Below are 24,740 nucleotides of genomic sequence, written 5' to 3' on the forward strand. Positions count from 1 at the left end.
TCAAACCGGTCCGGATCAGGGCTTCTTCGCCGGAGCGGCAGGAGCGGCCGGGGCCTTGACGCCCAGTTCCTTGTCCATGTCGGCCAGCAGCTTGTTCACCGGATCGACGGCGGTCTGCAGCTTGCCCTGGGTCAGCTGGGCGGACTCGGCGGTCAGGCGCGGCATCTTCTGCAGGACCTTCTGGCCCAGCGGAGAGGCGTAGAAGTCGTTCAGCTGCTTGAGCTCGGACTCGCTGAAGTTGTCGGTGTAGAGCTTGATCAGGTCCGGCTTGATCTTGTCCCAGCCCACCGCACGGTCCAGCTCGGCATTGGCCTTGGCCTGGTAGCGATCGAGCACCGCCTTCTTGCTGTCCGGCGCGTTGGCGCGCTGGAAGTGCTGGGCGAACATCTGCTGCACCTGGGCGTAGACCGGCACCGTCAGGCGGTCGGCGTGGACCTGCTTGAGGAATTTCTCGGCCTCGGCGGAGGAGTCGGCGAGAGCCATGGAGCTGAAGCCGACGAGAAGCGCGGCAGTGCAAAGGGAGCGAAGGGCGGTCATGGGCGATCCTTGAGTCTGAAGGTGTGTCCCTAGGGACCCGTCATTCTGCGCCTAAGTTCGGAGCCTCCTCAAGCACCAGCCGAGCGGCGCCGCGCGACCATTCGCCGCCTCATTCGGCGCGGAATGTTAACCGGTCACTTGTTCTGCTCCGGGCGACGCGGCATGCTGGCCGGCATTGTCACATGGACGTGTTCGATGACCTCCCAGGCGCACCTGCCCCCCTCCTCGCTCTGCGACCCGTTTGGACGTCTGCGCCCCGAGGCGATCGGCTGGTCGGTGCACCCACAGCTGAACTGCGACCTGCCCGGCCCGCGCGGCCGGCGCAAACGCTGGAATCACTGGTGCCTGATCGCCCCCGGCTGGATGCTCTCGCTGACCGTCGCCGACCTCGACTACCTCGGCTACGGCGCCCTCTACTTTCTCGACCTGGACAGCGGCAACGCCGTCTCGCGCACCCTTATAAGCCCGCTGGGCCAAGGCTGCCGCCTGCCCGACCGGCCGAACCAGAGCCACGCCTTTCGCCACGACCGGCTGAACCTGAGCTTCGACGACCAGGGCGGCCGCCTGCTGATCAGCGCCGACGCCTGCGACCTCGACGGCCAGTCCCTGGCCCTTGCGCTGGAAGTGCAGCGCCCGCCGCACCTGGAGTCGGTCAACCTGGTGGTGCCCATGGGCGGGCGTCATTTCCATGCCTGCAGCCGGCAGATGGGCCTGCCCTTCAGCGGCAGCCTGCAACTGGGCGGCAAAACCTACAGCACGCAACCGGGGCAGAGCTTCGCCGCGCTGGACTTCGGCCGTGGCGTCTGGCCCTTCCGCAGCGCCTGGACGCGCGCCGCGTTCGCCGCGCCGGGCGGCATCGCCGGCAACTTCGGCGCCGGCTGGACCGACCGCAGCGATGAAAAGGAAAACGCCCTGTGGTTCGGCGGCGAGCTGCAGCGCCTGGCCGGAGAAGTGGAAATCCGCCAGACGCCCCACGACCCGCTGGGCCCCTGGCTGCTGGTCAGCCCCGACCAGCGCGTCAACCTGCGTTTCACCCCGCGCAAGCTGCATCGCGCCGCGCCGCGCCTCGGGCCGCTGTACTCGGAGACCAGCCAGTGGTTCGGCCACTACGACGGCTTCCTGCGCACCGCCGACGGCGAACAGGTGCCGGTGCGCCAGGCGCTGGGCTGGATAGGCGCGACCCAGGCACGCTGGTAGGCCCGCCGGCAAGCTATCGCGGCCATTGACGACGCGCGGAACCCCGAACAGCGGGCACGGCCTAAACTCCCTCAGTCCCCTCCGAGAGAAAGCCGTCATGAAACGAACCGAAACCGACAGCCTGGGCCCCATCGAGGTCGATGCCCAGGCGTACTGGGGTGCGCAGACGCAGCGCTCGCTGGAAAACTTCGCCATCGGCGGCCAGCGCATGCCGCTGGCCGTGGTCCACGCCCTGGCGCTGATCAAGAAGGCCGCCGCGCGGGTCAACCTGCGCCTGGGCGAGCTGCCGGCGGACATCGCCGGGCTGATCGAGCAGGCCGCCGACGAGGTGCTCGCCGGCCAGCACGACGACCAGTTCCCGCTGGTGGTCTGGCAGACCGGTAGCGGCACCCAGAGCAACATGAACGTCAACGAAGTGATCGCCGGCCGCGCCAACGAAGTCGCCGGCAAGGGCCGTGGCGGCAAGGCGCCGGTGCACCCCAACGACCACGTCAACCGCGCGCAAAGCTCCAACGACAGCTTCCCCACCGCCATGCACATAGCCGCGGCGCGCGCCGTGCACGACGACCTGCTGCCCGCCATCGCCGAACTCGCCGGCGGCATTGCCGAGCAGTCGGCGCGCCACGCCGACCTGGTGAAGACCGGCCGCACCCACCTGATGGACGCCACGCCCATCACCTTCGGCCAGGAACTGTCGGCCTTCGTCGCGCAACTCGACTACGCCGAACGCGCCATCCGCGCGGCGCTGCCGGCCGTATACGAACTGGCGCAAGGCGGCACTGCCGTGGGCACCGGATTGAACGCGCCCAAGGGCTTCGCCGATGCCATCGCCGCCGAACTGGCCGACCTCAGCGGCCTGCCTTTCGTCTCGGCACCGAACAAGTTCGCCGCCCTCTCCGGCCACGAGCCGCTGGTAACCCTCGCCGGCGCACTCAAGACCCTGGCGGTGGCGCTGATGAAGATCGCCAACGACCTGCGCCTGCTCGGCTCCGGCCCGCGCGCCGGCCTCGCCGAGGTGCGCCTGCCGGCCAACGAGCCGGGCAGCTCGATCATGCCCGGCAAGGTCAACCCGACCCAGTGCGAGGCGCTGTCGATGCTGGCCTGCCAGGTGCTTGGCAACGACGCGGCCATCGCCTTCGCCGCAAGCCAGGGGCACCTGCAGCTCAACGTCTTCAAGCCGGTGATCATCCACAACCTGCTGGAGTCGATCCGCCTGCTCGCCGACGGCTGCCGCAACTTCAACACCCACTGCGTCGAGGGCATGCAGCCGGATGCCGCGCGCATGGCCGAACACCTGGAGCGCGGGCTGATGCTGGTCACCGCGCTGAATACCCATATCGGCTACGACAAGGCCGCCGAGATCGCCAAGAAGGCCTACAAGGAAGGCACTTCGCTGCGCGAGGCGGCGCTTGAGCTGGGCTACCTGACCGACCAGCAGTTCGACGAATGGGTGCGCCCGCAGGACATGCTGGAGGCCGGGCAGAATGGTTGAGGCGGCCAAATCCGGCGCCACGCCCCTGGAGGGCGATGGCAAGCGCATCCTGCTGATCCTCGGTTCACCCAAGGTCGACGGCTTCTGCCACGCCCTGGCCGACGCCTACATCCAGGGCGCGCGCAGCCGCGACCATGTGGTGCGGGTCTTGAAGCTCGGCGAGATGGCCTTCGACCCGGTGCTGCGCGGCGGCTACGAGCGCGGCCAAGACCTGGAAGCCGACCTGCTCGAGGCGCAGCGCCAGGTGCATTGGGCGCAGCACATCGTGCTGGTCTACCCGATCTGGTGGGGCGGCCTGCCGGCGCTGCTGCAGGGCTTCTTCGACCGTGTGTTCCAGCCCGGCTTCGCCTTCCGTTTCCGCACGCCACAGGATCGCGAATGGGAACCCCTGCTGGGCGGCCGCAGCGCCGATCTGCTGGTGACCCACGACCAGACCCACTGGCGCTACCGCCTGCGCCAGGGCGCCCCGGGCCTGCGCCAGATGGTGCGCTGCATCCTCGGCCCGTGCGGCATCCAGACCCGCCACCTGGAAGAGTTCAGCCCCATGCGCGGCTCCACCGAGGAGCAACGCCAGGGCTGGCTGAAGCGCGCGGAGCAGTTGGGCAGCCAGGCCTGATTCGCGCGCAAAGTAAAAAGCCAGTCGGGTTCGACTGGCTTTTTTATGTCAGGACGACAACGCCCGCCTCGCCCGATAACTGCGCAGCAGCGAAGGTGCCAGGGCGGTGAGCGCCGAGCCGGTGACCACCAGGAAGGCGCCGAGGTAGGCCAGGCCGTTGAGGCTTTCCGGGTGGACGTAATCCGGCCAGAGGCTGGCCGCCAGGGCCACCGAGACGAAGGTCACCAGCGGGGTGATCGCCAGGGTCGCGCTGACCCGCGAGGCTTCCCAGTGCGCCAGGGCCTCGGCGAAGGCGCCGTAGGCGACCAGGGTGTTCAGGCAGCAGGCGAACAGCAGCCAGGCTTGCAGCGCAGAGAGGTTCAACGCTTCCAGCGGATGCGCCCAGGGCGTCAGCAGCAGCGCGCAACCGAGGTAGATCACCATCATCACCTGGATCGAGGTCCACTGCGTCAGCAGCTGCTTCTGCGCCAGGCCGTAGGAAGTCCAGACGAAGGCCGCGAGGACGACGATGAGGATGCCCTGGGTGTAGACGCCCAGCGAGCCGAACAGCTCCTCGATGCGCTGGTTGAAGAACAGGCCGAATCCGCTGATCAGCACCAGCAAGCCCAGCCCCTGGCCGATGCTGAAGCTTTCCTTGAAGAAGAACAGGCTGCCGAGCAGCAGCAGGATGGGCGCGATCTGGATCACCAACTGGGTGGTGCCCGGCGTCAGCATCTTCAGGCCGATCAGGTAGAACACGTAGTTGCCGACCAGCCCGAGCACCGCGGCCAGCACCAGCCCGATGCCGCGCTTGCCGAGCGGGCGGAAGGCCGGCAGTTGGCGGCGGGCCGCCAGCCAGACGAGCAGCATGCCGCCGGAGACCACCAGGCGAAACCAGGTGACGGTGACCGGGTCCATGACCTTGAGCACTTCCTTGAGCTTGATCGGCAGGATGCCCCAGAGCACGGCGGTGACCAGGGACAGGAACAAGCCGAGTTGCCAGCGGCCGGTGGAAACGTGCATGGAAACCTCGGTGCGCGTGTGCGGTCCGCCATGCTATGCCATGGCCGCTGGGCCCGACAGGAACAGTTCGCCGCTGCAACTGTACTGGTCGTTTCTCGGCCACGAGCTGTTTTTGTGGGAGCGAGCTTGCTCGCGAATGGCCCGGCGCCAAAGCGGTTCGCGAGCAAGCTCGCTCCTACAGGGCGCTCCGTTGCAACAAGGAATCGGGCAACAGTTGCCCCTGGCAACACCGCACAGCTGTATCTGGTGGCCGCTGCCTGCGCTTTCCTAGACTGCAGGGGCCACTAAACGGAGAGACGCCATGCCCTTTTCCCTGCCCGCCCTGGAACAGGCCGCTGCCATCGTTCACCAAAGCCTGCCGCCTACCCCGCAGATCCGCTGGCCGCTGCTCTGCGAAGCGCTCGGCTGCGAGGCCTGGGTCAAGCACGAGAACCACTCGCCGGTGGGTGCCTTCAAGCTGCGCGGCGGGCTGGTCTATTTCCATCACCTGGCAGCGCAGTCGCCACGGCCGGTCGGGGTGATCAGCGCCACCCGTGGCAATCACGGCCAGTCCATCGCCTTCGCCGCTGCGCGCCTGGGCCTGCCGGCGACCATCGTGGTACCGCACGGCAACAGCCGCGAGAAGAATGCTGCGATGCGTGCCCTCGGTGCCGAACTGATCGAGCATGGCGAGGACTTCCAGGCTGCCCGTGAGTACGCAGGCTTACTGGCTGCGAGCGAGGGCCTGCACATGATTCCGTCGTTCCATCCGTGGCTGGTCGCGGGCGTGGCGAGCTACAGCCTGGAGCTGTTCCGCGCCCTGCCCGACCTCGACGTGGTCTACGTGCCGATCGGCATGGGTTCGGGCCTCTGCGCGATGATCGCGGCGCGCGACGCCCTGGGCCTGAAGACCCGCATCGTCGGCGTGGTGTCGGCCCATGCCCCGGCCTATGCCTTGTCGTTCGCCGCCGGTGAAGCGGTCTACCACGCCACCAGCACGCGGCTGGCCGACGGCATGGCCTGTACCACGCCCGAACCGACCGCGCTGGCGATGATCCGTGCCGGTGCCGACCGGGTGGTGCAGGTCACGGACGAGGAAATCAGCGCGGCGATGCGCCTGCTCTTCACCGCCACCCACAACGTCGCCGAAGGGGCCGGCGCGGCTTCGCTGGCGGCAGCACTGCAGGAGCGCGAGTCCTTGCGCGGCAAGCGGGTCGGGCTGGTGCTCAGCGGCGGCAATGTCGACCGTGAGGTCTATGCGGCGGAGCTGGCGCGGGCCTGATATCCGAAAAAAAGAAGGGCCGGCGAACCGGCCCGAAGTTTCCACATGGCTAAGGAAGGTGGCGCGGACGCCTCAGCGGTTGGGCTGCGGCGTCAGGCGCAGATAGGGTTTGACCGCCCGATAGCCGCGGGGGAAGCGCTGGCGGATCTCCTCCTCGTCCTGCAGCGACGGCACTATCACCACCTCGTCGCCGTCCTGCCAGTTGCCCGGCGTGGCGACCTTGTGGTTGTCGGTCAGCTGCAGCGAGTCGATCACCCGCAGGATTTCGTTGAAGTTGCGGCCGGTGCTCGCCGGGTAGGTGATGATCAGCCGCACCTTCTTCTTCGGATCGATGATGAACAGCGAGCGCACGGTCAGGGTGTCGTTGGCGTTCGGGTGGATCAGGTCGTAGCGCTCGGAAACCTTGCGATCGGCGTCAGCGATAATCGGGAAGCTGACCACGGTGTCCTGGGTCTCGTTGATGTCATCGATCCAGCGCACGTGGGACTCCACCGGGTCGACCGAGAGCGCGATCACCTTGACGCCGCGGCGGGCGAATTCGTCCTTGAGCCGGGAGGTCAGGCCCAGTTCGGTGGTGCACACCGGGGTGAAGTCCGCCGGGTGGGAGAAGAGCACACCCCAGCTGTCGCCGAGCCATTCGTGGAAACGAATGCGGCCTTCGCTGGAATCCTGTTCGAAATCGGGGGCGATATCGCCGAGACGCAGACTCATGGAAACGACTCCTTGTTGGAGATGGCGCCACTATGCCCAAGGTCGAATCCGATTAAAAAAGAATAAATTTCGATTTACTTATAACTGAAAAAGCAAAATATTGATCTTCCGGCGCCGCAGGATGCATTTGGCATGCCGTTCATCGCCTGGCCTGTGTCAGACGCTTCCGAGACTACACTGAAGTTACTAACCCGTTCGTGTGGGAGAAACCGTTATGTTCGGGCAAAGGCACGGCGACAGTACGCCGGGTACTCACTACCGCAGCGACCGCATCAGCTCGGTCAACGGCCAGTACTTCTTCTCGACCCGCGAAGGCACGCTGGAAGGCCCCTTCTTCACCCGCTTCGATGCCGAGCGCGAGGTGATGCAGTACATCAGCCGCATGCAGCAGGCGGCCGGCCTGTTTGCGCGGGTGGCGCGGTAGGCGTGCTTCGTTTGTGTTGAAGAGCCCCGGCGATGGCCGGGGTTTTCTTTTGTCCGGGGGATAACCGCGGGGGTTGTGTGCGGTGGACTCGCGAGTTAGCGGATTCGTGGGCGAGGTTCACTCATACGCCACAGCACCGCATCCCCCTTTCACGTCTTCCCCGCGAACGCGGGGATCCAGAGGCGTCTTGTGCGGTGTGGTGCGCCGCTTCGGCGTGTTCAGGTATTTCTTGTTTCGCCCCCTCGGGCGACCTACTTTGTCAAACGACACAAAGTGGGCAAAAGTCTTGCCCCGACATACGGGTCCGGCAAGCCGGACTTCCCTCGCACATCCCCACGCACCCGGAGGCCCGCCCCGACAGCACGTCCCTGTACTGGTCGGGGCTTTTGCGACATCCATGTCGCGCAACCTCCTCTGCGTGGGCTTAGCTCGGCCTTCTGTAAGGGGCGGCCCGGCGCGTGCGGATGTTTCTCTGGAAGTCCCAAGAGCGAAGCGCGTATGCGCTTTTGTAGGGCGAATAACCCCGAAGGGGTTATCCGCCAGCGTGCCGGGCTGCAAATCCGCTCTCTGGGTGACTCGCTCCGCTCGCCCTTCGGGCCGCGCTAAAGCGCGTTCAGCGCAAGCGCTGTCCCGCGTTCGCGGGGATGACGGGGAATCGTAGGAGCGGATTTATCCGCGAATCGCGCGCATGGCCGGTACCTACAGGAGACATCGATGTGGGGGATTTTCGCGGATGAGATCCGCTCCTACGCAGGGAAGCACCGCATGTGGCCGGTCTCGGATAAGACCTGCTCCCACGCTGGCCCCATGAAAAAGCCCCGGCATCGCTGCCGGGGCTTTTTCGGTCGGCCGGCCATCCTGCGTGGGGATGGCCGGGTGACTCAGCGGACCGCTTCGAACAGGCCGGTGGCGCCCATGCCGCCGCCTACGCACATGGTCACGATGCCGTAGCGCAGGTTGCGGCGCTGCAGTTCGCGGACCAGGTGGCCGACCTGGCGCGAGCCGGTCATGCCGAAGGGGTGGCCGATGGAGATCGAGCCGCCGTTGACGTTGTACTTCTCGTTGTCGATGCCCAGGCGGTCGCGGGCGTAGAGGCACTGCGAGGCGAAGGCTTCGTTGAGTTCCCAGAGGTCGATGTCGGCCACTTGCAGGCCGCGGGCCTTGAGCAGCTTGGGCACCGAGAACACCGGGCCGATGCCCATCTCGTCCGGTTCGCAACCGGCGACGGTGAAGCCACGGAAGAAGGCCTTGGGCTTGAGGCCCAGTTCCAGGGCTTTTTCCAGGCTCATCACCAGGGTCATGGAGGCGCCGTCGGAGAGCTGCGAGGCGTTGCCGGCGGTGACCGAGCCGTCTTCGGCGAAGACCGGCTTGAGCGAGTTCAGGCCTTCCAGGGTGGTGTCCGGGCGGTTGCAGTCGTCGCGGTCGACCACGCCTTCGAGCACTTTCTTCTCGCCGGTGGCCTTGTCTTCCACCAGGTACTTCACGCTCATCGGCACGATTTCGTCGTTGAACAGGCCCTCGGCCTGGGCCCGTGCGGTGCGCTGCTGGCTCTGCAGGGCGTAGAGGTCCTGCTGCTCGCGGGTCACGTTGTAGCGGCGGGCGACGATCTCGGCGGTCTGCCCCATCGGGTAGTAGATGCCGGGGAATTCGGCTTCCAGGCGCGGGTTGACGAAGTTGTCACGGTTCATCTTGCCGGCGGTGAGGGTGATCGACTCGACGCCACCGGCCACCAGGATGTCGCTGCAGCCGGAGGCCACCTGGTTGGCGGCGATGGCGATGGCCTGCAGGCCCGAGGAGCAGTAGCGGTTGAGGGTCATGCCGGCGACATGGATGCCGAGCTTGGACAGCACCGCCGCGTTACGGCCGATGTTGTGGCCCTGGGCGCCTTCGTTGGAGCCGGCCCCGACCACGCAGTCATCGACCAGCAGCGGGTCGAGGCCGTTGCGCGCCAGCAGCGCGTCGATGCAATGGGCGACCATGTCGTCCGGGCGGGTCATGTTGAACTTGCCGCGGAAGGACTTGGCCAGACCGGTGCGGACGCTATCGACGATCACCACTTCGCGCATGGGAAACCTCGCTGATTGTTGTTCGATGAATGAGGATCAAGGTCGCCGAGCATAGAGCCGAACAATCTCGCGCCGCGACGATCATTCATTAGGCGTATGCGCAGCCATCCTTTGACCGATACGCGACCGCCGCCCGGAGGCGGCGGTCTGTACGAGGTGGAGGGAGGATCAGACGGTATCGACCTTGACCGCATGGTCGTGCAGCAGGCCGTTGAGCACGGTCTGGGTGTCGCCGGCGGAGAGGATGCCGTTGCCGGCGTGCCCGGCGTACTTGGCCGCCAGGTCGACGTTGGCCAGGTCGATGGTCTGGGTCGTCGCGCCGCCCGACGCGCCGGTGGGGTTCACCGAGATGCTGGTGGTCGTGGTGGCGGCGTTCACCGAGAAGGTCAGGTAGTGCGATAGCGACGCGGCCGTGGAGGTCTCGCCCTGCAGCAGGTCGGCCAGGTTCAGCGAATCGCCTTCGCCGATGTTGAAGTCCTTGACCACGTCGTGCCCGGTCTCGCCCTTCTGCCAGACGAACTGGTCGGCGCCCGCGCCGCCGGTGAGGGTGTCGTCGCCCATGCCGCCGAAGAGGATGTCGTTGCCGTCGCCGCCCAGCAGGGTGTCGTTGCCGCCCTGGCCGAACAGCAGGTCGTCGCCCTTGCCGCCTTCGAGGATGTCGTTGCCACCACGGGTATCGCCGGCGACGTTCAGGTCCTGGGCGTGCGCGACTATGTAGTTGACCAGTTGGCCCTGGCTCGGCGCGGTGCCGCCGTTGCCCGCCGTCAGGTAATCCACCAGGCCCTGGTAGCCGGCGCCGTTGTGGGTGCCGGCGGCATGACCGGTCCAGCTCAGCGCGTCGGTGTTGATCACGTCGCCGAAGAGGATGTCGTTGCCGTCGCCACCGATCAGGTGGTCGTTGCCTACCCCCTGCGGCGCGCTCTGCTGGAAGCCTTCCTGCAGGGCAGCTTGCAGCTGGTCGGCGGTGTTGATGATCTGCGGCTGGCCGACGTTGTCGGTGATCGTCTGGCCACCCAGCTGCAGGCTGCTGGAGCCGGTCACGCTGGTGTTGTCGAAGAACTGCAGGACGGTGCTGTTGATGCCGGTTCCGATGCCGATGGCGTTCACCGCGACATGGTCGGCGCCGCTGAAGGTTCCGGTGCCGTCGAGCATCGAGGACGCAGACGCCAGGGCGTGTTGCACATCGTTGTAGTTGGTGGTCGAGCCGCTGTTGCCGTTGTCGCCGACATAGGTGGTCGGGTTGCCGTCGGTGAGGAAGAACGCCAGGTTGATGTAGTTGTGCGCGGCATTGGCGCCACCGCTCACTTCGGTGTTGAACCAGTTGCTGGCCGCCTGCAGCGCAGCGTCGTAGTTGGTGGCGCCACTGGCGCTGAGGTGGCTGATGACGTTGATCAGGGTCTGCACGTTGCTGCTGTTCAGGCCGTTCACCTGAGTCAGGGTCGAGCCGTCGCTGAAGGACACCAGTGCCAGGTTGATGGTGCCGTCGTGGGTCTTGATCTGGTTGAGCAGGTTGATCAACGCATTCTTGGCCAGGTCCATGCGGGTCAGCCCGGTGGTGCCCGAAGCGCTGTCCATGCTGCCTGAGGTGTCGACTATCAGGGCGATGTTGTAGTTCTTGCCGGGAACCGCGGTGGTGGTGACGCCTCCGGCATCGCCGACCAGCACGTCGCTGCCGAAGCTGCCGCTGATGGCGCCGTGGTCCGGGCCGAGCGGGCTGGGCACGGTGTGCAGGGGAGTCGAGCCCTCGGTATCGCCGGCATTGCTGCCCAGCACCAGGATCGGCTGGCCGTACTTCAGGCACAGGTTGAGGTTGGCCGAGGCGGTGTCGCCGTCGCCATCGACGATGGTGTAGCGGAAGGTCTCGCTGATCTGCCCGCTTTCCGGGAAGGCGGCGCCGGCCTTGACCGCATAGGTGTAGTCGCCCATGTGGTGCGTGCCGCTGTCCTTCATGTACAGCGTCAGGGTGCCGTTGTCGGTCTGCACGGTCAGCAGGCCGGTGGTCGAGTCGTAGGTGGCGGTGGCCGTCGAGGCGTTCGGGTTGGTGTCGGTGAGGTGCCCGGTGGAGTCCACCGAGAAGGTCTCGCCACCGATCTGCACCTGGGTGATGCGCACGGTACCGTCGGCACTCACCGGCAGGTCGTTGGCCAGCACGTTGCCGCTCACCGAGTCCAGCGCTACCAGGTTGCCGAGGGTGGCCGAGAGGTCGTTCGGGTTGCTGACGATGATCGGCGTGCCGTGGCTGTCGATACCCACCAGGTCGGCGTCGGTGATCGAGGTGCCGACCCCGACCGCGAAGGCTTCGACGTTATTGGTGGTGCCATTGTGCGCGGCGAGGAAGCTTTGCCAGTTGGTCAGGGCGGTGTTGGTGTTGCCCTCGTTCGGCTCGCCATCGGAGATGAAGTACACCCGGTTGATGGCCGAGGGATCGGCGCCCGGCGCGTTGATCACCGAGTTGACGGCGTTCTGCGCCTGGGTCAGCGCCGCCTGGTAGTTGGTCCCGCCGTCGGCCTGCAGGCCGTTGATGGCGTTGACCAGGCTGGTGTAGCCGCTGTCGCTGGCGCTATCGAAGCTGTAGTGGGTGATGCCGCTGGCCGCGGAGGCGAAGTTGATCAGCGAGACCTGGATCAACAGCCCCATGGCCGCGTACTCGTGGAGCATGTTGATCAGCGCGGCCTTGGCCTGGGTCAGCTTGTTGCCTTCCATGCTGCCGGAGGTGTCCAGCACCAAGGTCAGGTTCACCGCCGGCGGCGCTTGCACCAGCAGGCAACCGGGGTTGTCGTCCACCGCGGTCGGGCCGTCGTCGAGGAAGGTCAGCTTGCTGCCCAGGTCGACGCTGGCCGTGGTCTTGTCGCCGTCGCCGTCGGTCGCCGTCAGGGTCAGGCCGATCTTGCCGCTGGCCAGGCTCAGCGGATCGTTCGGGTCGCTGGCATTGGAATGCACCAGGGCGCGTTGCTGGTCGAGGGTGACGTTGCCACTGCCGTCGAGGGACACGGTGAAGGCCACCGCCCCGCCGCTGCCGCCCACCCGGCCGACCACATTGCTGCCTTCCTTGAAGAGGAAGATGCTCTGCCCGGTGGCGGTGTCCTTCAGGCCGCTGTCGGTGTTGTTGGTGGTGGTCAGCTGGTAGGTCAGCGAGTTGCTGCTGGCCGCGCCGTCGGCGCCGAAGTTGACGCTGAACAGGCTGGTGACATTGGCGCTGGCGTCGGTGCCCAGGTGCGTCTCGTCCACGGTCAGCTGCACGTTGCCGCTGCCCTGGCCGATGGTCGGGGCGTCGTCGAGGAAGCTCAGCTTGCCGCCCAGGTCGATGCCGACGCTGGCCTTGTCGCCGTCGCCATCGGTCACGGTGCCGACCAGGCTGATCTTGCCGCTACCGATGCTCAGCGAGTCGTTTGCGTCGTTCGGATCGGAGTGGTACAGCGCGCGCTGCTGGTCGAGGGTCACGACGCCATTGCTGATGGTCACGGCGAAGGCCACGGCGCCATTGACGCCGCCTACCCGCCCTTCCACGCCATTGGCGGTATTGAACAGGAAGATTTCCTGGCCCGTGGCGGTGTCCTTCAGGCCGCTGTCGGTGTTGTTGGTGGTGCTCACCTGATAGCTGACGCCGCCGGCGCCATCGGCCCCGTAGCTGCTGCTGAACAGGCTGGAGACGTTGGTGCTGCTGGCATTGATGCTCAGGTTGGTTTCGTCGACGGTCAGTGCGCCGAAGCTGCCACCGCTGAGGCTGATGCTCGGGCCGTCGTCAAGGAAGGTCAACTTACCGCCCAGGTCGAGGCTGGTCGAGGCGTGGTCGCCGTCCTTGTCGGTGATGGTCGCCACCAGGCTGACCTTGCCGCTGCCGATGCTCAGCGGGTCGTTCGAGTCATTGCCATTCGGATGCACCAAGGCGCGCTGCTGGTCGAGGGTGACCACGCCGTTGCTCACGGTGACGGCAAAGGCCACGGCACCATTGCTGCCGCCTACGCGGCCCTCCACGCCATTGGCGGTGTTGAACAGGAAGACTTCCTGGCCGGTCGCGGTGTCCTTCAGGCCGCTGTCAGTGTTGTCGGTGGTGCTGACGCTGTAGGTCGTGGTCCCCGCGCCGTCGGCACCATAGTTGCCGCTGAACAGGCTGGAGACGTTGGTGCTGTTCGCGTCGATCGTCAGATTGGTTTCGTCCACTGTCAGCCCGGCGAAGCTGCCACCGCTGAGGCTGATGCTCGGGCCGTCGTCGAGGAAGGTCAACTTACCGCCCAGGTCGAGGCTGGTCGAGGCGTGGTCGCCGTCCTTGTCGGTGATGGTCGCCACCAGGCTGACCTTGCCGCTGCCGATGCTCAGCGGGTCGTTCGAGTCATTGCCATTCGGATGCACCAAGGCGCGCTGCTGGTCGAGGGTGACCACGCCGTTGCTCACGGTGACGGCAAAGGCCACGGCACCATTGCTGCCGCCTACGCGGCCCTCCACGCCATTGGCGGTGTTGAACAGGAAGACTTCCTGGCCGGTCGCGGTGTCCTTCAGGCCGCTGTCGGTGTTGTCGGTGGTCGTGACGCTGTAAGCCGTAGTGCCTGCACCATCGGCGCCGTAGTTGCCGCTGAACAGGCTGGAGACGTTGGTGCTGTTCGCGTCGATCGTCAGATTGGTTTCGTCCACTGTCAGCCCGGCGAAGCTGCCACCGCTGAGGCTGATGCTCGGGCCGTCGTCGAGGAAGGTCAGCTTGCCGCCCAAGTCCAGACTGGTCGATGCATGGTCGCCATCCTTGTCGGTGATGGTCGCCACCAGGCCGATCTTGCCAGTGCCGATGCTCAGCGGGTCATTCGGGTCATTGGCATTGCTGTGCACCAGCGCACGTTGCTGGTCGAGGGTCACCACGCCGTTGCTCACGGTGACGGCAAAGGCCACAGCCCCACCGCTTCCGCCTACCCGCCCTTCCACGCCATTGGCAGTGTTGAACAGGAAGATTTCCTGGCCGGTCGCGGTGTCCTTCAGGCCGCTGTCAGTGTTGTCGGTGGTGCTGACGCTGTAGGTCGTGGTCCCCGCGCCGTCGGCACCATAGTTGCCGCTGAACAGGCTGGAGACGTTGGTGCTGTTCGCGTCGATCGTCAGATTGGTTTCGTCCACTGTCAGCCCGGCGAAGCTGCCACCGCTGAGGCTGATGCTCGGGCCGTCGTCAAGGAAGGTCAACTTACCGCCCAGGTCGAGGCTGGTCGAGGCGTGGTCGCCGTCCTTGTCGGTGATGGTCGCCACCAGGCTGACCTTGCCGCTGCCGATGCTCAGCGGGTCGTTCGAGTCATTGCCATTCGGATGCACCAAGGCGCGCTGCTGGTCGAGGGTGACCACGCCGTTGCTCACGGTGACGGCAAAGGCCACAGCCCCACCGCTTCCGCCTACCCGCCCTTCCACGCCATTGGCAGTGTTGAACAGGAAGATTTCCTGGCCGGTCGCGGTGTCCTTCAGGCCGCTGTCGGTGTTGTCGGTGGTCGTGACGCTGTAAGCCGTAGTGCCTGCACCATCGGCGCCGTAGTTGCCGCTGAACAGGCTGGAGACGTTGGCGCTGCTGGCGTCGACGTTGAGGTGGGTTTCATCGACCACCAGGCCAGCGAGGCTGCCGCCACTGAGGCTGATGCTCGGGCCGTCGTCGAGGAAGGTCAGCTTGCCGCCCAAGTCCAGACTGGTCGATGCATGGTCGCCATCCTTGTCGGTGATGGTCGCCACCAGGCCGATCTTGCCAGTGCCGATGCTCAGCGGGTCATTCGGGTCATACCGAGGTCGATGCTGGCGCTGGCCTTGTCGCCGTCGCCATCGACGATGCTGGCGAACAGGCTGATCTTGCCGGCGCCGATGCTCAGCGGATCGTTGGCGTCGGAGCTGTCCGGGTGAACCATCGCGCGTTGCTGGTCGAGGGTCACCACGCCATTGCTGACGGTCACGGAGAAGGCCACTGCCCCATCGCTGCCGCCTACCCGTCCTTCCACGCCATTGGCGGTGTTGAACAGGAATATTTCCTGGCCAGTCGCGGTGTCTTTCAGGCCGCTGTCGGTGTTATCCGCAGTGCTGACGCTATAGGTCGTGCTGCCCGCGCCGTCGGCGCCATAGCTGCCGCTGAACAGACCGGAAACGCTGGCGCTGCTGGCATCGACGTTCAGGTGGGTCTCGTCCACCGTCAGGTTGGCGAAGCTGCCTTCACCCACGCTGATGCTCGGGCCATCGTCGAGGAAGGTCAGCTTGCTGCCCAGGTCGAGGCTGGCGCTGCTGTGATCGCCGTCCTTGTCGGTGATGGTCGCCACCAGGCTGACCTTGCCGCTGCCGATGCTCAGCGGGTCGTTCGAGTCATTGCCATTCGGATGCACCAAGGCGCGCTGCTGGTCGAGGGTGACCACGCCGTTGCTCACGGTGACGGCAAAGGCCACAGCCCCACCGCTTCCGCCTACCCGCCCTTCCACGCCATTGGCAGTGTTGAACAGGAAGATTTCCTGGCCGGTCGCGGTGTCCTTCAGGCCGCTGTCAGTGTTGTCGGTGGTGCTGACGCTGTAGGTCGTGGTCCCCGCGCCGTCGGCACCATAGTTGCCGCTGAACAGGCTGGAGACCTTGGCGGAGCCGATGCTCAGCGGGTCGTTCGGGTCGGTGGTGATCGGATGCGATAGGGCACGTTGCTGATCGAGGGTCACCACGCCATTGCTGACGGTAACGCTGAAGGCCACTGCCCCGCCGCTGCCGCCTACTCGCCCTTCGATACCGTTGGCGGTGTTGAACAGGAAGATTTCCTGGCCGGTCGCGGTGTCTTTCAGGCCGCTGTCGGTGTTGTCGGTGGTGCTGACGCTGTAGGTGGTGCTGCCCGCGCCATCGGCACCATAGCTGCCACTGAACAGCCCGGTGACACTGGCGCTGCTGGCATCCACGCCCAGGTGAGTCTCGTCCACCGTCAGGTTGGCGAAGCTGCCTTCACCCACGCTGATGCTCGGGCCATCGTCGAGGAAGGTCAGCTTGCTGCCCAGGTCGAGGCTGGCGCTGCTGTGATCGCCGTCCTTGTCGGTGATGGTCGCCACCAGGCTGACCTTGCCGCTGCCGATGCTCAGCGGGTCGTTCGAGTCATTGCCATTCGGATGCACCAAGGCGCGCTGCTGGTCGAGGGTGACCACGCCGTTGCTCACGGTGACGGCAAAGGCCACAGCCCCACCGCTTCCGCCTACCCGCCCTTCCACGCCATTGGCAGTGTTGAACAGGAAGATTTCCTGGCCGGTCGCGGTGTCCTTCAGGCCGCTGTCGGTGTTGTCGGTGGTCGTGACGCTGTAAGCCGTAGTGCCTGCACCATCGGCGCCGTAGTTGCCGCTGAACAGGCTGGAGACGTTGGCGCTGCTGGCGTCGACGTTGAGGTGGGTTTCATCGACCACCAGGCCAGCGAGGCTGCCGCCACTGAGGCTGATGCTCGGGCCGTCGTCGAGGAAGGTCAGCTTGCCACCGAGGTCGATGCTGGCGCTGGCCTTGTCGCCGTCGCCATCGACGATGCTGGCGAACAGGCTGATCTTGCCGGCGCCGATGCTCAGCGGATCGTTGGCGTCGGAGCTGTCCGGGTGAACCATCGCGCGTTGCTGGTCGAGGGTCACCACGCCATTGCTGACGGTCACGGAGAAGGCCACTGCCCCATCGCTGCCGCCTACCCGTCCTTCCACGCCATTGGCGGTGTTGAACAGGAATATTTCCTGGCCAGTCGCGGTGTCTTTCAGGCCGCTGTCGGTGTTATCCGCAGTGCTGACGCTATAGGTCGTGCTGCCCGCGCCGTCGGCGCCATAGCTGCCGCTGAACAGACCGGAAACGCTGGCGCTGCTGGCATCGACGTTCAGGTGGGTCTCGTCCACCGTCAGGTTGGCGAAGCTGCCTTCACCCACGCTGATGCTCGGGCCATCGTCGAGGAAGGTGAGCTTGCCGCCCAGGTCGACGCTCGCGCTGCTGTGGTCGCCGTCGCGGTCGGTGATGGTGGCCGTCAGGCTGATCTTGCCGCTGCCAATGCTCAGCGGATCGTTCGGGTCGCTGGTGTCGGAGTGCACCAGAGCGCGCTGCTGGTCGAGGGTGACCACGCCGCCGTTGACTGTGACGCTGAAGGCCACGGCCCCGTTGCTATCCCCTACCCGCCCTTCGACGCCATTGGCGGTGTTGAACAGGTAAATCTTCTGCCCGGTCGCGGTATCGACCAGGCCGCTGTCGGTGTTGTTGCTGGTGCTCAGCGCATAGGTCGTGGACCCCGCGCCATCCGCGCCGTAGTCGCTACTGAACAGGCTGGCGATATTGGCGCTGTGCGCGTCCACGCCAAGCTGGGTTTCGTCGACCTGCAGGGCGATGTTCGCCTCGGTCGCCAGTTGGATGCTCGGGCCGGCGTCGGCGAAGCTCAGGTGGCCGCCCAGGTCTAGGTTCTGGGTGGCGCTGGTCGGGTCGCCATCGCGGTCGGTAACCGTCACTTGCGCCTGCAGTTGCACCAGGCCGGTACCCAGCACCGCATGCTGGCTGTCGAAGGCGCTGGTCGCGCCCGGCAGCGCGTGGTCGATGGCGGCGAACTGGGTCAGGGTGACGCTGCCGGTGTTGCCGTTCACGCTCACCGTGAACACGGTGTTGGCGCTGGAGATTTCGTCGGCGCTATCGGCGGTCGAACCGATTACCTGGCCGTTCACCGTATACAGGTGGATCGCCTGCCCGGCGCTGGTCAGGCTGGAGTCCTCGCCCTGCGCCGCCAGGTTCAGGCTGTAGTGCCAGACCGTGCTGCCGGCGCCGTCGGCACCGTACTGCAGGTTGCCGTGGAAGAGCGACGAAAAGTCCGCGGTGATGCTTTCGTGGCCGCCGTTCAGGGTTCCCGCATCGTGGGTCAGCAGGTCCGGCGCTTCGCCGCCTATGGACATGCTGGCGGTCGGGGTGTCGTCCTTTATGGAGACGTTCAGATTGCCACTGGCCGGCGTGCCGTTACCGTCGGTCACGGTATAGGGAACATTGAGCGTGAGGCTGTCCTCGACGCCGTGCACCGGGTGGTCCAGCGGCTGCTGCAGGACCAGCTGGAAGGCACCAGTGTTCACGTCGGTCAGGGTCAGGGTGAAGACCGGCTGGCCGTTCGCCGAACCGGTCAGGGTGTGCCCGTCGGGGCTGACGCTATAGGTCACCGGCTGACCGCCTGATGTGAGCGTCGGCAAGCCGGCGGTGCCCCAGGTGAAGCTGCCGGGGCCATCGGCGCCGAAGCTGTAGCCGAGGCTGCCAGTGGTGGTGGTGGACTCGCTGGCCCCGCCATCGGGAATGCCGCCCGGCAGTCCGCCTTCGCTTAGCGCTGCACTGTCGCTGGGGGCGCTCGGCGAATTATCCACGGCAACCGGCTGCTGCTGCTCGGGAAGCGGCGCGGCATCGAACTGGCGAGGGAACAGCGGACCGCTGCCTTGAGGGCCTGTGGGGAAGCCGATTTCCGGGTCGATATGGCCGCCGATTTCGGTCAGCAGCACGAAGGAGTGGCCGCCGCCGGCCTTGGCGTTGCCGCCGGCCGAGAAGCTCGGTCCGGCCGCGGTGGCTTCAGCGACCTTGGACGGGTCGACGCCTGCTGCGATGGCCGCCTGCAGCGCCTTGACGTCGGTGACGTCCTGCTGGGTCGGGGTGGTCGGGGCCTGCGCCGGGGTGTTGTCGTACTGGTGGTGCGCCGCAGCCATCAACTGGTCGCTCATCGGCATCGAGCTGTCACGGCCGAGGGTCAGTTCACCGCCACCGGCTATGGCAACCGCCACCGCGCCATTGTGCCCGGTGACCAGTTGCTCGCCGACGAACAGCTTGTCGCCCTGATGCAGGATCCGACGCGAACCATCGGAGGCTACGGCATACACCTCGCCGACCACCTTGCTGACGATACCCAGTTGCTTGGCCATGCTCCCTTCCTCCGCGCACTGCCCGGCAACGGCTCCACCGCTGCCTGAGACTCCGAATTGGCCACGACGCCTACAGCATCCGGATACATGCGAAGAAGGAAGGCAACGAGTACAGGCGTTTAAGTATCAAAATGCCAGTGACAATTTTTTGTCGAATCTGGCAGCGCCTTTTATCGCTCGCCGCTGAAATCCCCGCCCTAGCCGCTCTGAAACGTACATAGCCGAACGTATTAACCCTTTTACCTGCCCATACCCAGGAAAAATCAGGGGTTACGGAATTTACAATGTGCTGGATTTCACATGGCTCATAAGACTTTTTCCGAATAGAGCTTGTGAAAAATTCTTCTGAGGCTCGCTGAAAGTTGTTCTTAGCTCTGATGTTACAAGCGTGAAACGCTTGATATCAGAAAATAGCCAATTAATTGGCGAAATGCAGAGCATCGAAGTAAGCGAACACCAGGAGAGAGCCATGCGTAGCAGTAACGCAGCACTATGGAGCGGTGTATTTCTGGCGGCCACCTGCGCCAATGGCCACGCAATGAGCCTAACGCAAGCCATTCAGAACACCCTGCAATACCACCCCGAGATCAGCCAGAGCATGAACAGCCGGCTGACCGCCGACCAGGAACTGAAGATCGCCCGGGGAGGCTATCTTCCTACCGTCGACCTGCTGCTGGGCTACGGCCGCGAAGGCGTCGACAGTCCGACCACCCGACAGAACGGCAACCACGGCACCGTGACCCTGGACCGCGGCGACGCGGAACTCCGTCTGCAACAGATGCTGTTCGACGGCTTCGCCACTCCCAACGAAGTGGCGCGCAACGAGGCCAACGTCAACTCCAAGGCATTCCGTGTGCTCGGCACTTCGGAGAACGCCGCGCTGCGTACCGTCGAGGTCTACCTCAGCGTGCTGCAGCATCGCGAGCAGGTGGATCTGGCGCGCAACAACCTGCAGGCGCACCAGCGCATCGGCGACCAGATCGCCCTGCGCAGCAAGCAGGGCGTCGGCAGCGCCGCCGACAACGACCAGGCCACTGCCCGTCTCGCCCTGGCGCAGAACAACCTCTATACGGAGGAAGTCGACCTGCGCGATGCCGAGGCCAACTTCTTCAGCGCCGTCGGCAAACTGCCCGACGAGCTGGAAACCCCGAGCACGGTCAAGGCCCTGTTGCCGGCAGACCTGAACGGCGCCCGCCAGGAAGTCATGGCCAACAACCCGCTGCTGAAATCCGCCCAGGCCGACGTCAACGCCGCGGAGAAACAATACGAGGCCGCCAAGGCACCGTATTACCCGCGCTTCGACCTCGAACTGTCGCAGGCGGCGAACAACAACGTGGACGGCGAGGAAGGCCACTTCAACGACTGGGAAGCCCAGGTGGTGATGCGCTACAACCTGTTCAACGGCCTGCGCGACCAGGCCAAGCTGGGCGCCACCTCGCACCAGATCGACGAAGCCAAGGACATCCGCAACAACGCCCTGCGCCTGCTCAACGAGAACCTCTCGCTGGCCTGGGACGCCATGGAGAACGCCACCAAGCAGACCGCCCCGGCCCGCGAGTACGCCGACTACACCCGCAAGGTGCGTGAGGCCTACCAGCAGCAGTTCACCCTCGGCCAGCGCACCCTGCTCGACCTGCTGGACAGCGAGAACGAACTGTTCACCGCCAACCGTCGCTACACCCAGGTGCGCTACACCGAGGAATATTCTCGCTACCGCGTACTGGCCGCGATGGGCGCCCTGCTCCGCTCGCAGAACGTAGTACCGCCCCACGAAGGGGTGGCGCTTTCCGATGTGAAGAACGAGGCACGCCTGCCCACCATGCAATAAAGGGCGCTTTCGTTCGCCGCGCGCGGCGGCCGGGATGGCCGCCGAAGTGCGTTGCGAAGCGCCCCCGAGGGCCCCAGAGAGGCCCGGGAGTAAGGAGCGTGACCATGATCATCCAGGAGCGCGGCGCCACGACGCCGGACGATCCGCGCCTGAGCCACGACGATCCCCTGCTCGATGGCTTGCTCATCCTCTGCCGCCTGCACGGCTGCGCGGTCAGCCGCACCGGCCTGACCGCCGGCCTGCCCCTGCCCCAGCAACGCCTGAGCGCCGAACTGCTGCCCCGCGCGGCGGCCCGCGCCGGCCTGCAAGGGCGCTTGCTGCGCCGCGACCTCAAGGCCATCCCCGCGCTCAACCTGCCGGTGCTGCTGCTGCTCGACGGCGGCCGCAGCGCGGTGTTGCGCCAATGGGGCAACGACGGCAAGGCGCTGATCCTGCCCAGCGAGACCGAGGGCGGCGAACAGTGGGTGAGCATCGAAGAACTGGCCGCGCAATACAGCGGCCACGCACTCTTCGCCCGTCCACGGCATGAACTGGAAGCCGCGCGCCAACCGCTGGTGCCACGGGTAGAGGCCTGGTTCCGCGACACCCTCAAGCTGTCGCGCTGGCTGTACACCGACGCCCTGGTCGCCAGCCTGCTTATTAATGTGCTGAGCATGCTGGTGCCGCTGTTCGTCATGCAGACCTACGACCGCGTGGTGCCCAACCAGGCCACCTCGACCCTCTGGGTGCTGGCCAGCGGGCTGCTGCTGGGCACCCTCTTCGAGCTGCTGCTGCGGGTGCTGCGCTCGCACCTGCTCGACCTCGCCGGCAAGAAGACCGACGTGGTGCTCTCGGCGACCCTCTTCGAGCGCATCACCGGCATGGCCATGAAGTTCCGCCCGGCCACGGTCGGCGGTTTCGCCCAGAGCATCCACGACTTCCAGGGCCTGCGCGAATTCCTCACCGCGCTGACCCTGACCAGCCTGATCGACCTGCCCTTCTCGCTGCTGATGATCCTGGTCATCGGCCTGCTGGGCGGCGTGCTGGTTGCCGTGCCGCTGCTGGCCTTCCCAGTCACCATCCTGTTCGCCTACGTGATCCAGGCGCGCCTGCGCGACACCGTGCAGAAGAGCCTGACCCTCGGCGCCGAACGCCAGGCGCTGCTGATCGAAACCCTCGGCGGCCTGGAGATGCTCAAGGCCTGCGGCGCGGAAAGCGAGCGCCAATACCGCTGGGAAGCCACCCACGGCGCGCTCAGCCGCCTGGACAACCACGCGCGCTTCCTCTCCACCCTGGCCACCAACGGCACCCTGTTCATCCAGCAGTTCGCCGGCATGGCCATGATCATCTGCGGGGTCTACGCGATCCTCGACGGCCAGCTCAGCGTCGGCGCGCTGGTCGCCTGCTACATGCTCAACAGCCGCGTCCTGGCGCCGCTCGGGCAGATCGCCGGGCTGATCACCCGCCACCAGCAGGCGCGCCTGACCATGAAAAGCACCGACGCGCTCATGGCCCTGCCGCAGGAGCGCGAGGCGCGCCAGCGCCCGCTGGAGCGCACCCAGCTGCACGGTGCGCTGGAAATGCGCCAGGTGGAATTCCGCTACCCGGACCAGCCGGTGCCGGCACTCAGCCAGATCAGCCTGCGCCTGGCGCCGGGCGAAAAGGTCGGCCTGATCGGCCGCAGCGGCTCGGGCAAGAGCACCCTGGCGCGCCTGCTGCTGGGCTTCTACCAGCCGGACGAAGGCCAGATCCTCCTCGATGGCCTGGACCTGCGGCAGATAGACGTCGCCGACCTGCGCCAGCAGACCGGCTACGTCGCCCACGACCTGCCGCTGCTGGCCGGCAGCCTGCGCGACAACCTGACCCTGGGCGCGCGCTACGTCAGCGACGCACGCATGCTCGAAGTGGCCGAGCTGACCGGCGTCAGCGAACTGGCCCGGCAGCACCCGCTGGGCTTCGACCGCCCGGTGGGCGAGCGCGGCCAGCTGCTCTCCGGCGGCCAGCGGCAGGCGGTGCTGATGGCCCGCGCGCTGCTGCTCGACCCGCCGCTGCTGGTGCTCGACGAGCCGACCAGCGCCATGGACAACAGCAGCGAGGAAGTCCTGCGCCGCCGCCTGCAGGACTGCAGCCGCGGCAAGACCCTGCTGCTGGTGACCCACCGCACCTCCATGCTCAGCCTGGTCGACCGGCTGATCGTCCTGGACAACGGCCGCATCGTCGCCGACGGGCCCAAGGATGCGGTGATCGATGCATTGCGCAAGGGCCACGTCGGCCCGTCAGCGGGGTAGCGCCATGGCCAGCAGTCAGCCGTCTCCAGGTTATTTCGGTGCCCGCCGCGACATCGAGTTCATGCCCGAGGTGCAGGGCACGGTCGAGGAAGATTCTCCCCTGACCGCACGCATCACCCTCTGGGCGGTGCTCGCCCTGCTGGTGGCGGCGGTCGTCTGGGCGTACTTCGCCAAGCTCGAGGAGGTCACCAAGGGCGAAGGCAAGGCCATCCCTTCGAGCAAGGTGCAGACCATCCAGAACCTGGAAGGCGGCATCGTCTCGGAGATCTTCGTCCACGAAGGCCAGGTGGTGGAAAAGGGCCAGACCCTGCTGCGCCTGGACGACACCCGCTTCGCCTCCAACCGCGACGAGACCGACGCCGACCGCAACTCGCTGGAAGCCCGCGTCGAGCGCCTGAGCGCCGAGGCCGACGGCCGCGCGCCGAACTTCTCCGAGCAGCTGAACAAGGAAGCGCCGCAGGTGGTCGACGACCAGATGCGCCTCTACCACACCCGCCAGGCGCGCCAGGACAGCGAGGTCAACATCCTCCAGGAACAGCTGCGGCAGAAGACCCAGGAGCTCGCCGAGTTCCGCGCCAAGCAGCAGCAATACCGCTCCAGCCTGGGCCTGGTGCAGCAGGAGCTGAACATGTCCGAGCCGCTGGTGAAGAGCGGCGCCATCTCGCCGGTGGAAATGCTGCGCCTGCGCCGCAGCGCGGTGGAGATCAACGGCGAATTGAGCGCCACCACCCTGGCCATTCCCCGTGCCGAGGCGGCGGTGCAGGAAATCGCGCGCAAGGTCGACGAATCGCGCCTGGGCTTTCGCAGCGACGCGCTCAAGGAACTCAACGAAGTGCGCACCGAGCTGAACAAGCTCACCGCCAGCAGCCGCGCCATCGACGACAAGGTCAGCCGCACCACCGTGGTGTCGCCGGTACGCGGCATCGTCAAGCAACTCAAGGTCAACACCATCGGCGGCGTGGTGCAGCCGGGCAGCGACATGGTGGAAATCGTCCCGCTGGAGGACAACCTGCTGGTGGAAGCGAAGATCCGCCCGCAGGACGTCGCCTTCCTGCGCCCCGGCCAGCCGGCCACGGTGAAGTTCACCGCCTACGACTACACCATCTACGGCGGGCTGAAAGCGCAGCTGGAACTGATCAGCGCCGACACCATCACCGACGACAAGGGCAACGCCTTCTACCTGATCCAGGTGCGCACCAGCAAGAACCACCTGGGCACCGACGCCAAGCCGCTGCTGATCATCCCCGGCATGGTGGCGACGGTGGACATCATCACCGGCGAGAAGAGCGTGCTCGACTACATCCTCAAGCCGGTGCTCAAGGCGCGGTGGGAGGCCCTGCGGGAGCGCTAACGCTCGCGCGCCGCTCTTCGTAGGAGCAACTGTCTTCTAGGCTCCCGCGTTCGCGGGAGTGACGGAGTTGAGACTCGTGCTTTTGGGCGTCTTCCCCGCGAACGCGGGGATCTAGGAAACGAATT

Annotated in this window: 14 protein-coding genes; 8 read left to right on the plus strand and 6 right to left on the minus strand. The window is 66.1% G+C overall.

The annotated features are described in order from the left end of the window. Window positions 1-15 precede the first annotated feature (15 nt). Window positions 16-537 carry a DUF2059 domain-containing protein gene (locus PKB_RS19615; protein WP_043253702.1) on the minus strand — a complete coding sequence of 174 codons (522 nt, stop codon included), beginning with the start codon at window positions 535-537 and terminating at the stop codon, window positions 16-18. Window positions 538-732: 195 nt separating this feature from the next. Here PKB_RS19615 and PKB_RS19620 point away from each other — a divergent pair, with 195 nt between their 5' ends. The 3 genes from PKB_RS19620 (at window position 733) to PKB_RS19630 (ending at window position 3,842) form a co-directional block, all read left to right on the plus strand. Then, entirely contained in the window at window positions 733-1,734 is a 1,002-nt protein-coding gene (locus PKB_RS19620; protein ID WP_043253704.1) for a DUF2804 domain-containing protein, read from the plus strand. 97 nt (window positions 1,735-1,831) lie between these two features. Then, window positions 1,832-3,226 (plus strand): class II fumarate hydratase, encoded by a 1,395-nt coding sequence (locus PKB_RS19625; RefSeq protein ID WP_043253706.1) that lies wholly within the window; start codon window positions 1,832-1,834, stop codon window positions 3,224-3,226. Next, on the plus strand, window positions 3,219-3,842 hold the full coding sequence (locus PKB_RS19630; RefSeq protein WP_043253708.1) for an NAD(P)H-dependent oxidoreductase: 624 nt from the start codon (window positions 3,219-3,221) through the stop codon (window positions 3,840-3,842). The genes PKB_RS19625 and PKB_RS19630 overlap by 8 nt, the downstream gene beginning before the upstream one ends. A 48-nt stretch (window positions 3,843-3,890) precedes the next feature. Here PKB_RS19630 and PKB_RS19635 read toward each other — a convergent pair whose 3' ends face one another. Beyond that, window positions 3,891-4,844: a DMT family transporter gene (locus PKB_RS19635; RefSeq protein ID WP_043253710.1), complete on the minus strand. Its 954-nt coding sequence runs from the start codon at window positions 4,842-4,844 to the stop codon at window positions 3,891-3,893. 301 nt (window positions 4,845-5,145) lie between these two features. On the opposite strand from PKB_RS19635, the gene PKB_RS19640 reads away from it, so the two are divergent. Next, a complete protein-coding gene (locus PKB_RS19640) occupies window positions 5,146-6,105 on the plus strand; it encodes a threonine dehydratase (protein WP_043253713.1) in 960 nt (319 codons plus the stop codon). 72 nt (window positions 6,106-6,177) lie between these two features. Here the strand turns inward: PKB_RS19640 and PKB_RS19645 are convergent, their stop codons facing one another. Continuing rightward, window positions 6,178-6,816 carry a peroxiredoxin gene (locus PKB_RS19645; protein ID WP_043253714.1) on the minus strand — a complete coding sequence of 213 codons (639 nt, stop codon included), beginning with the start codon at window positions 6,814-6,816 and terminating at the stop codon, window positions 6,178-6,180. Window positions 6,817-7,030: 214 nt separating this feature from the next. Here PKB_RS19645 and PKB_RS19650 point away from each other — a divergent pair, with 214 nt between their 5' ends. Further along, window positions 7,031-7,240 carry a DUF6316 family protein gene (locus tag PKB_RS19650; RefSeq protein WP_043253717.1) on the plus strand — a complete coding sequence of 70 codons (210 nt, stop codon included), beginning with the start codon at window positions 7,031-7,033 and terminating at the stop codon, window positions 7,238-7,240. Window positions 7,241-8,121: 881 nt separating this feature from the next. On the opposite strand, the gene PKB_RS19655 is transcribed toward PKB_RS19650, so the two are convergent. The 3 genes from PKB_RS19655 to PKB_RS19665 all read right to left on the minus strand — a co-directional run bounded on the left by PKB_RS19655 (window position 8,122) and on the right by PKB_RS19665 (window position 19,169). Further along, window positions 8,122-9,306, minus strand: coding sequence for a thiolase family protein (locus PKB_RS19655; RefSeq protein ID WP_043253720.1), 1,185 nt, complete (start codon window positions 9,304-9,306; stop codon window positions 8,122-8,124). Between the two features lie 168 nt (window positions 9,307-9,474). Continuing rightward, on the minus strand, window positions 9,475-15,027 hold the full coding sequence (locus tag PKB_RS28815) for a DUF5801 repeats-in-toxin domain-containing protein (protein ID WP_422613539.1): 5,553 nt from the start codon (window positions 15,025-15,027) through the stop codon (window positions 9,475-9,477). Further along, the gene (locus tag PKB_RS19665; protein ID WP_052355332.1) at window positions 15,024-19,169 is read right to left on the minus strand and encodes a retention module-containing protein; all 4,146 of its coding nucleotides are present in this window, start codon (window positions 19,167-19,169) and stop codon (window positions 15,024-15,026) included. The genes PKB_RS28815 and PKB_RS19665 overlap by 4 nt, the downstream gene beginning before the upstream one ends. 469 nt (window positions 19,170-19,638) lie before the next feature. Here PKB_RS19665 and PKB_RS19670 point away from each other — a divergent pair, with 469 nt between their 5' ends. From PKB_RS19670 to PKB_RS19680, 3 genes are all read left to right on the plus strand, one after another. After that, window positions 19,639-20,997 carry a TolC family outer membrane protein gene (locus PKB_RS19670; RefSeq protein ID WP_043253722.1) on the plus strand — a complete coding sequence of 453 codons (1,359 nt, stop codon included), beginning with the start codon at window positions 19,639-19,641 and terminating at the stop codon, window positions 20,995-20,997. Between the two features lie 104 nt (window positions 20,998-21,101). Next, on the plus strand, window positions 21,102-23,264 hold the full coding sequence (locus tag PKB_RS19675) for a type I secretion system permease/ATPase (protein WP_043253725.1): 2,163 nt from the start codon (window positions 21,102-21,104) through the stop codon (window positions 23,262-23,264). A gap of 4 nt (window positions 23,265-23,268) precedes the next feature. Next, window positions 23,269-24,615: an HlyD family type I secretion periplasmic adaptor subunit gene (locus PKB_RS19680; RefSeq protein ID WP_043253728.1), complete on the plus strand. Its 1,347-nt coding sequence runs from the start codon at window positions 23,269-23,271 to the stop codon at window positions 24,613-24,615. Window positions 24,616-24,740: the final 125 nt, after the last annotated feature.

It is taken from the genome of Pseudomonas knackmussii B13 (assembly GCF_000689415.1).
In the GTDB taxonomy this organism is placed as follows: domain Bacteria; phylum Pseudomonadota; class Gammaproteobacteria; order Pseudomonadales; family Pseudomonadaceae; genus Pseudomonas; species Pseudomonas knackmussii.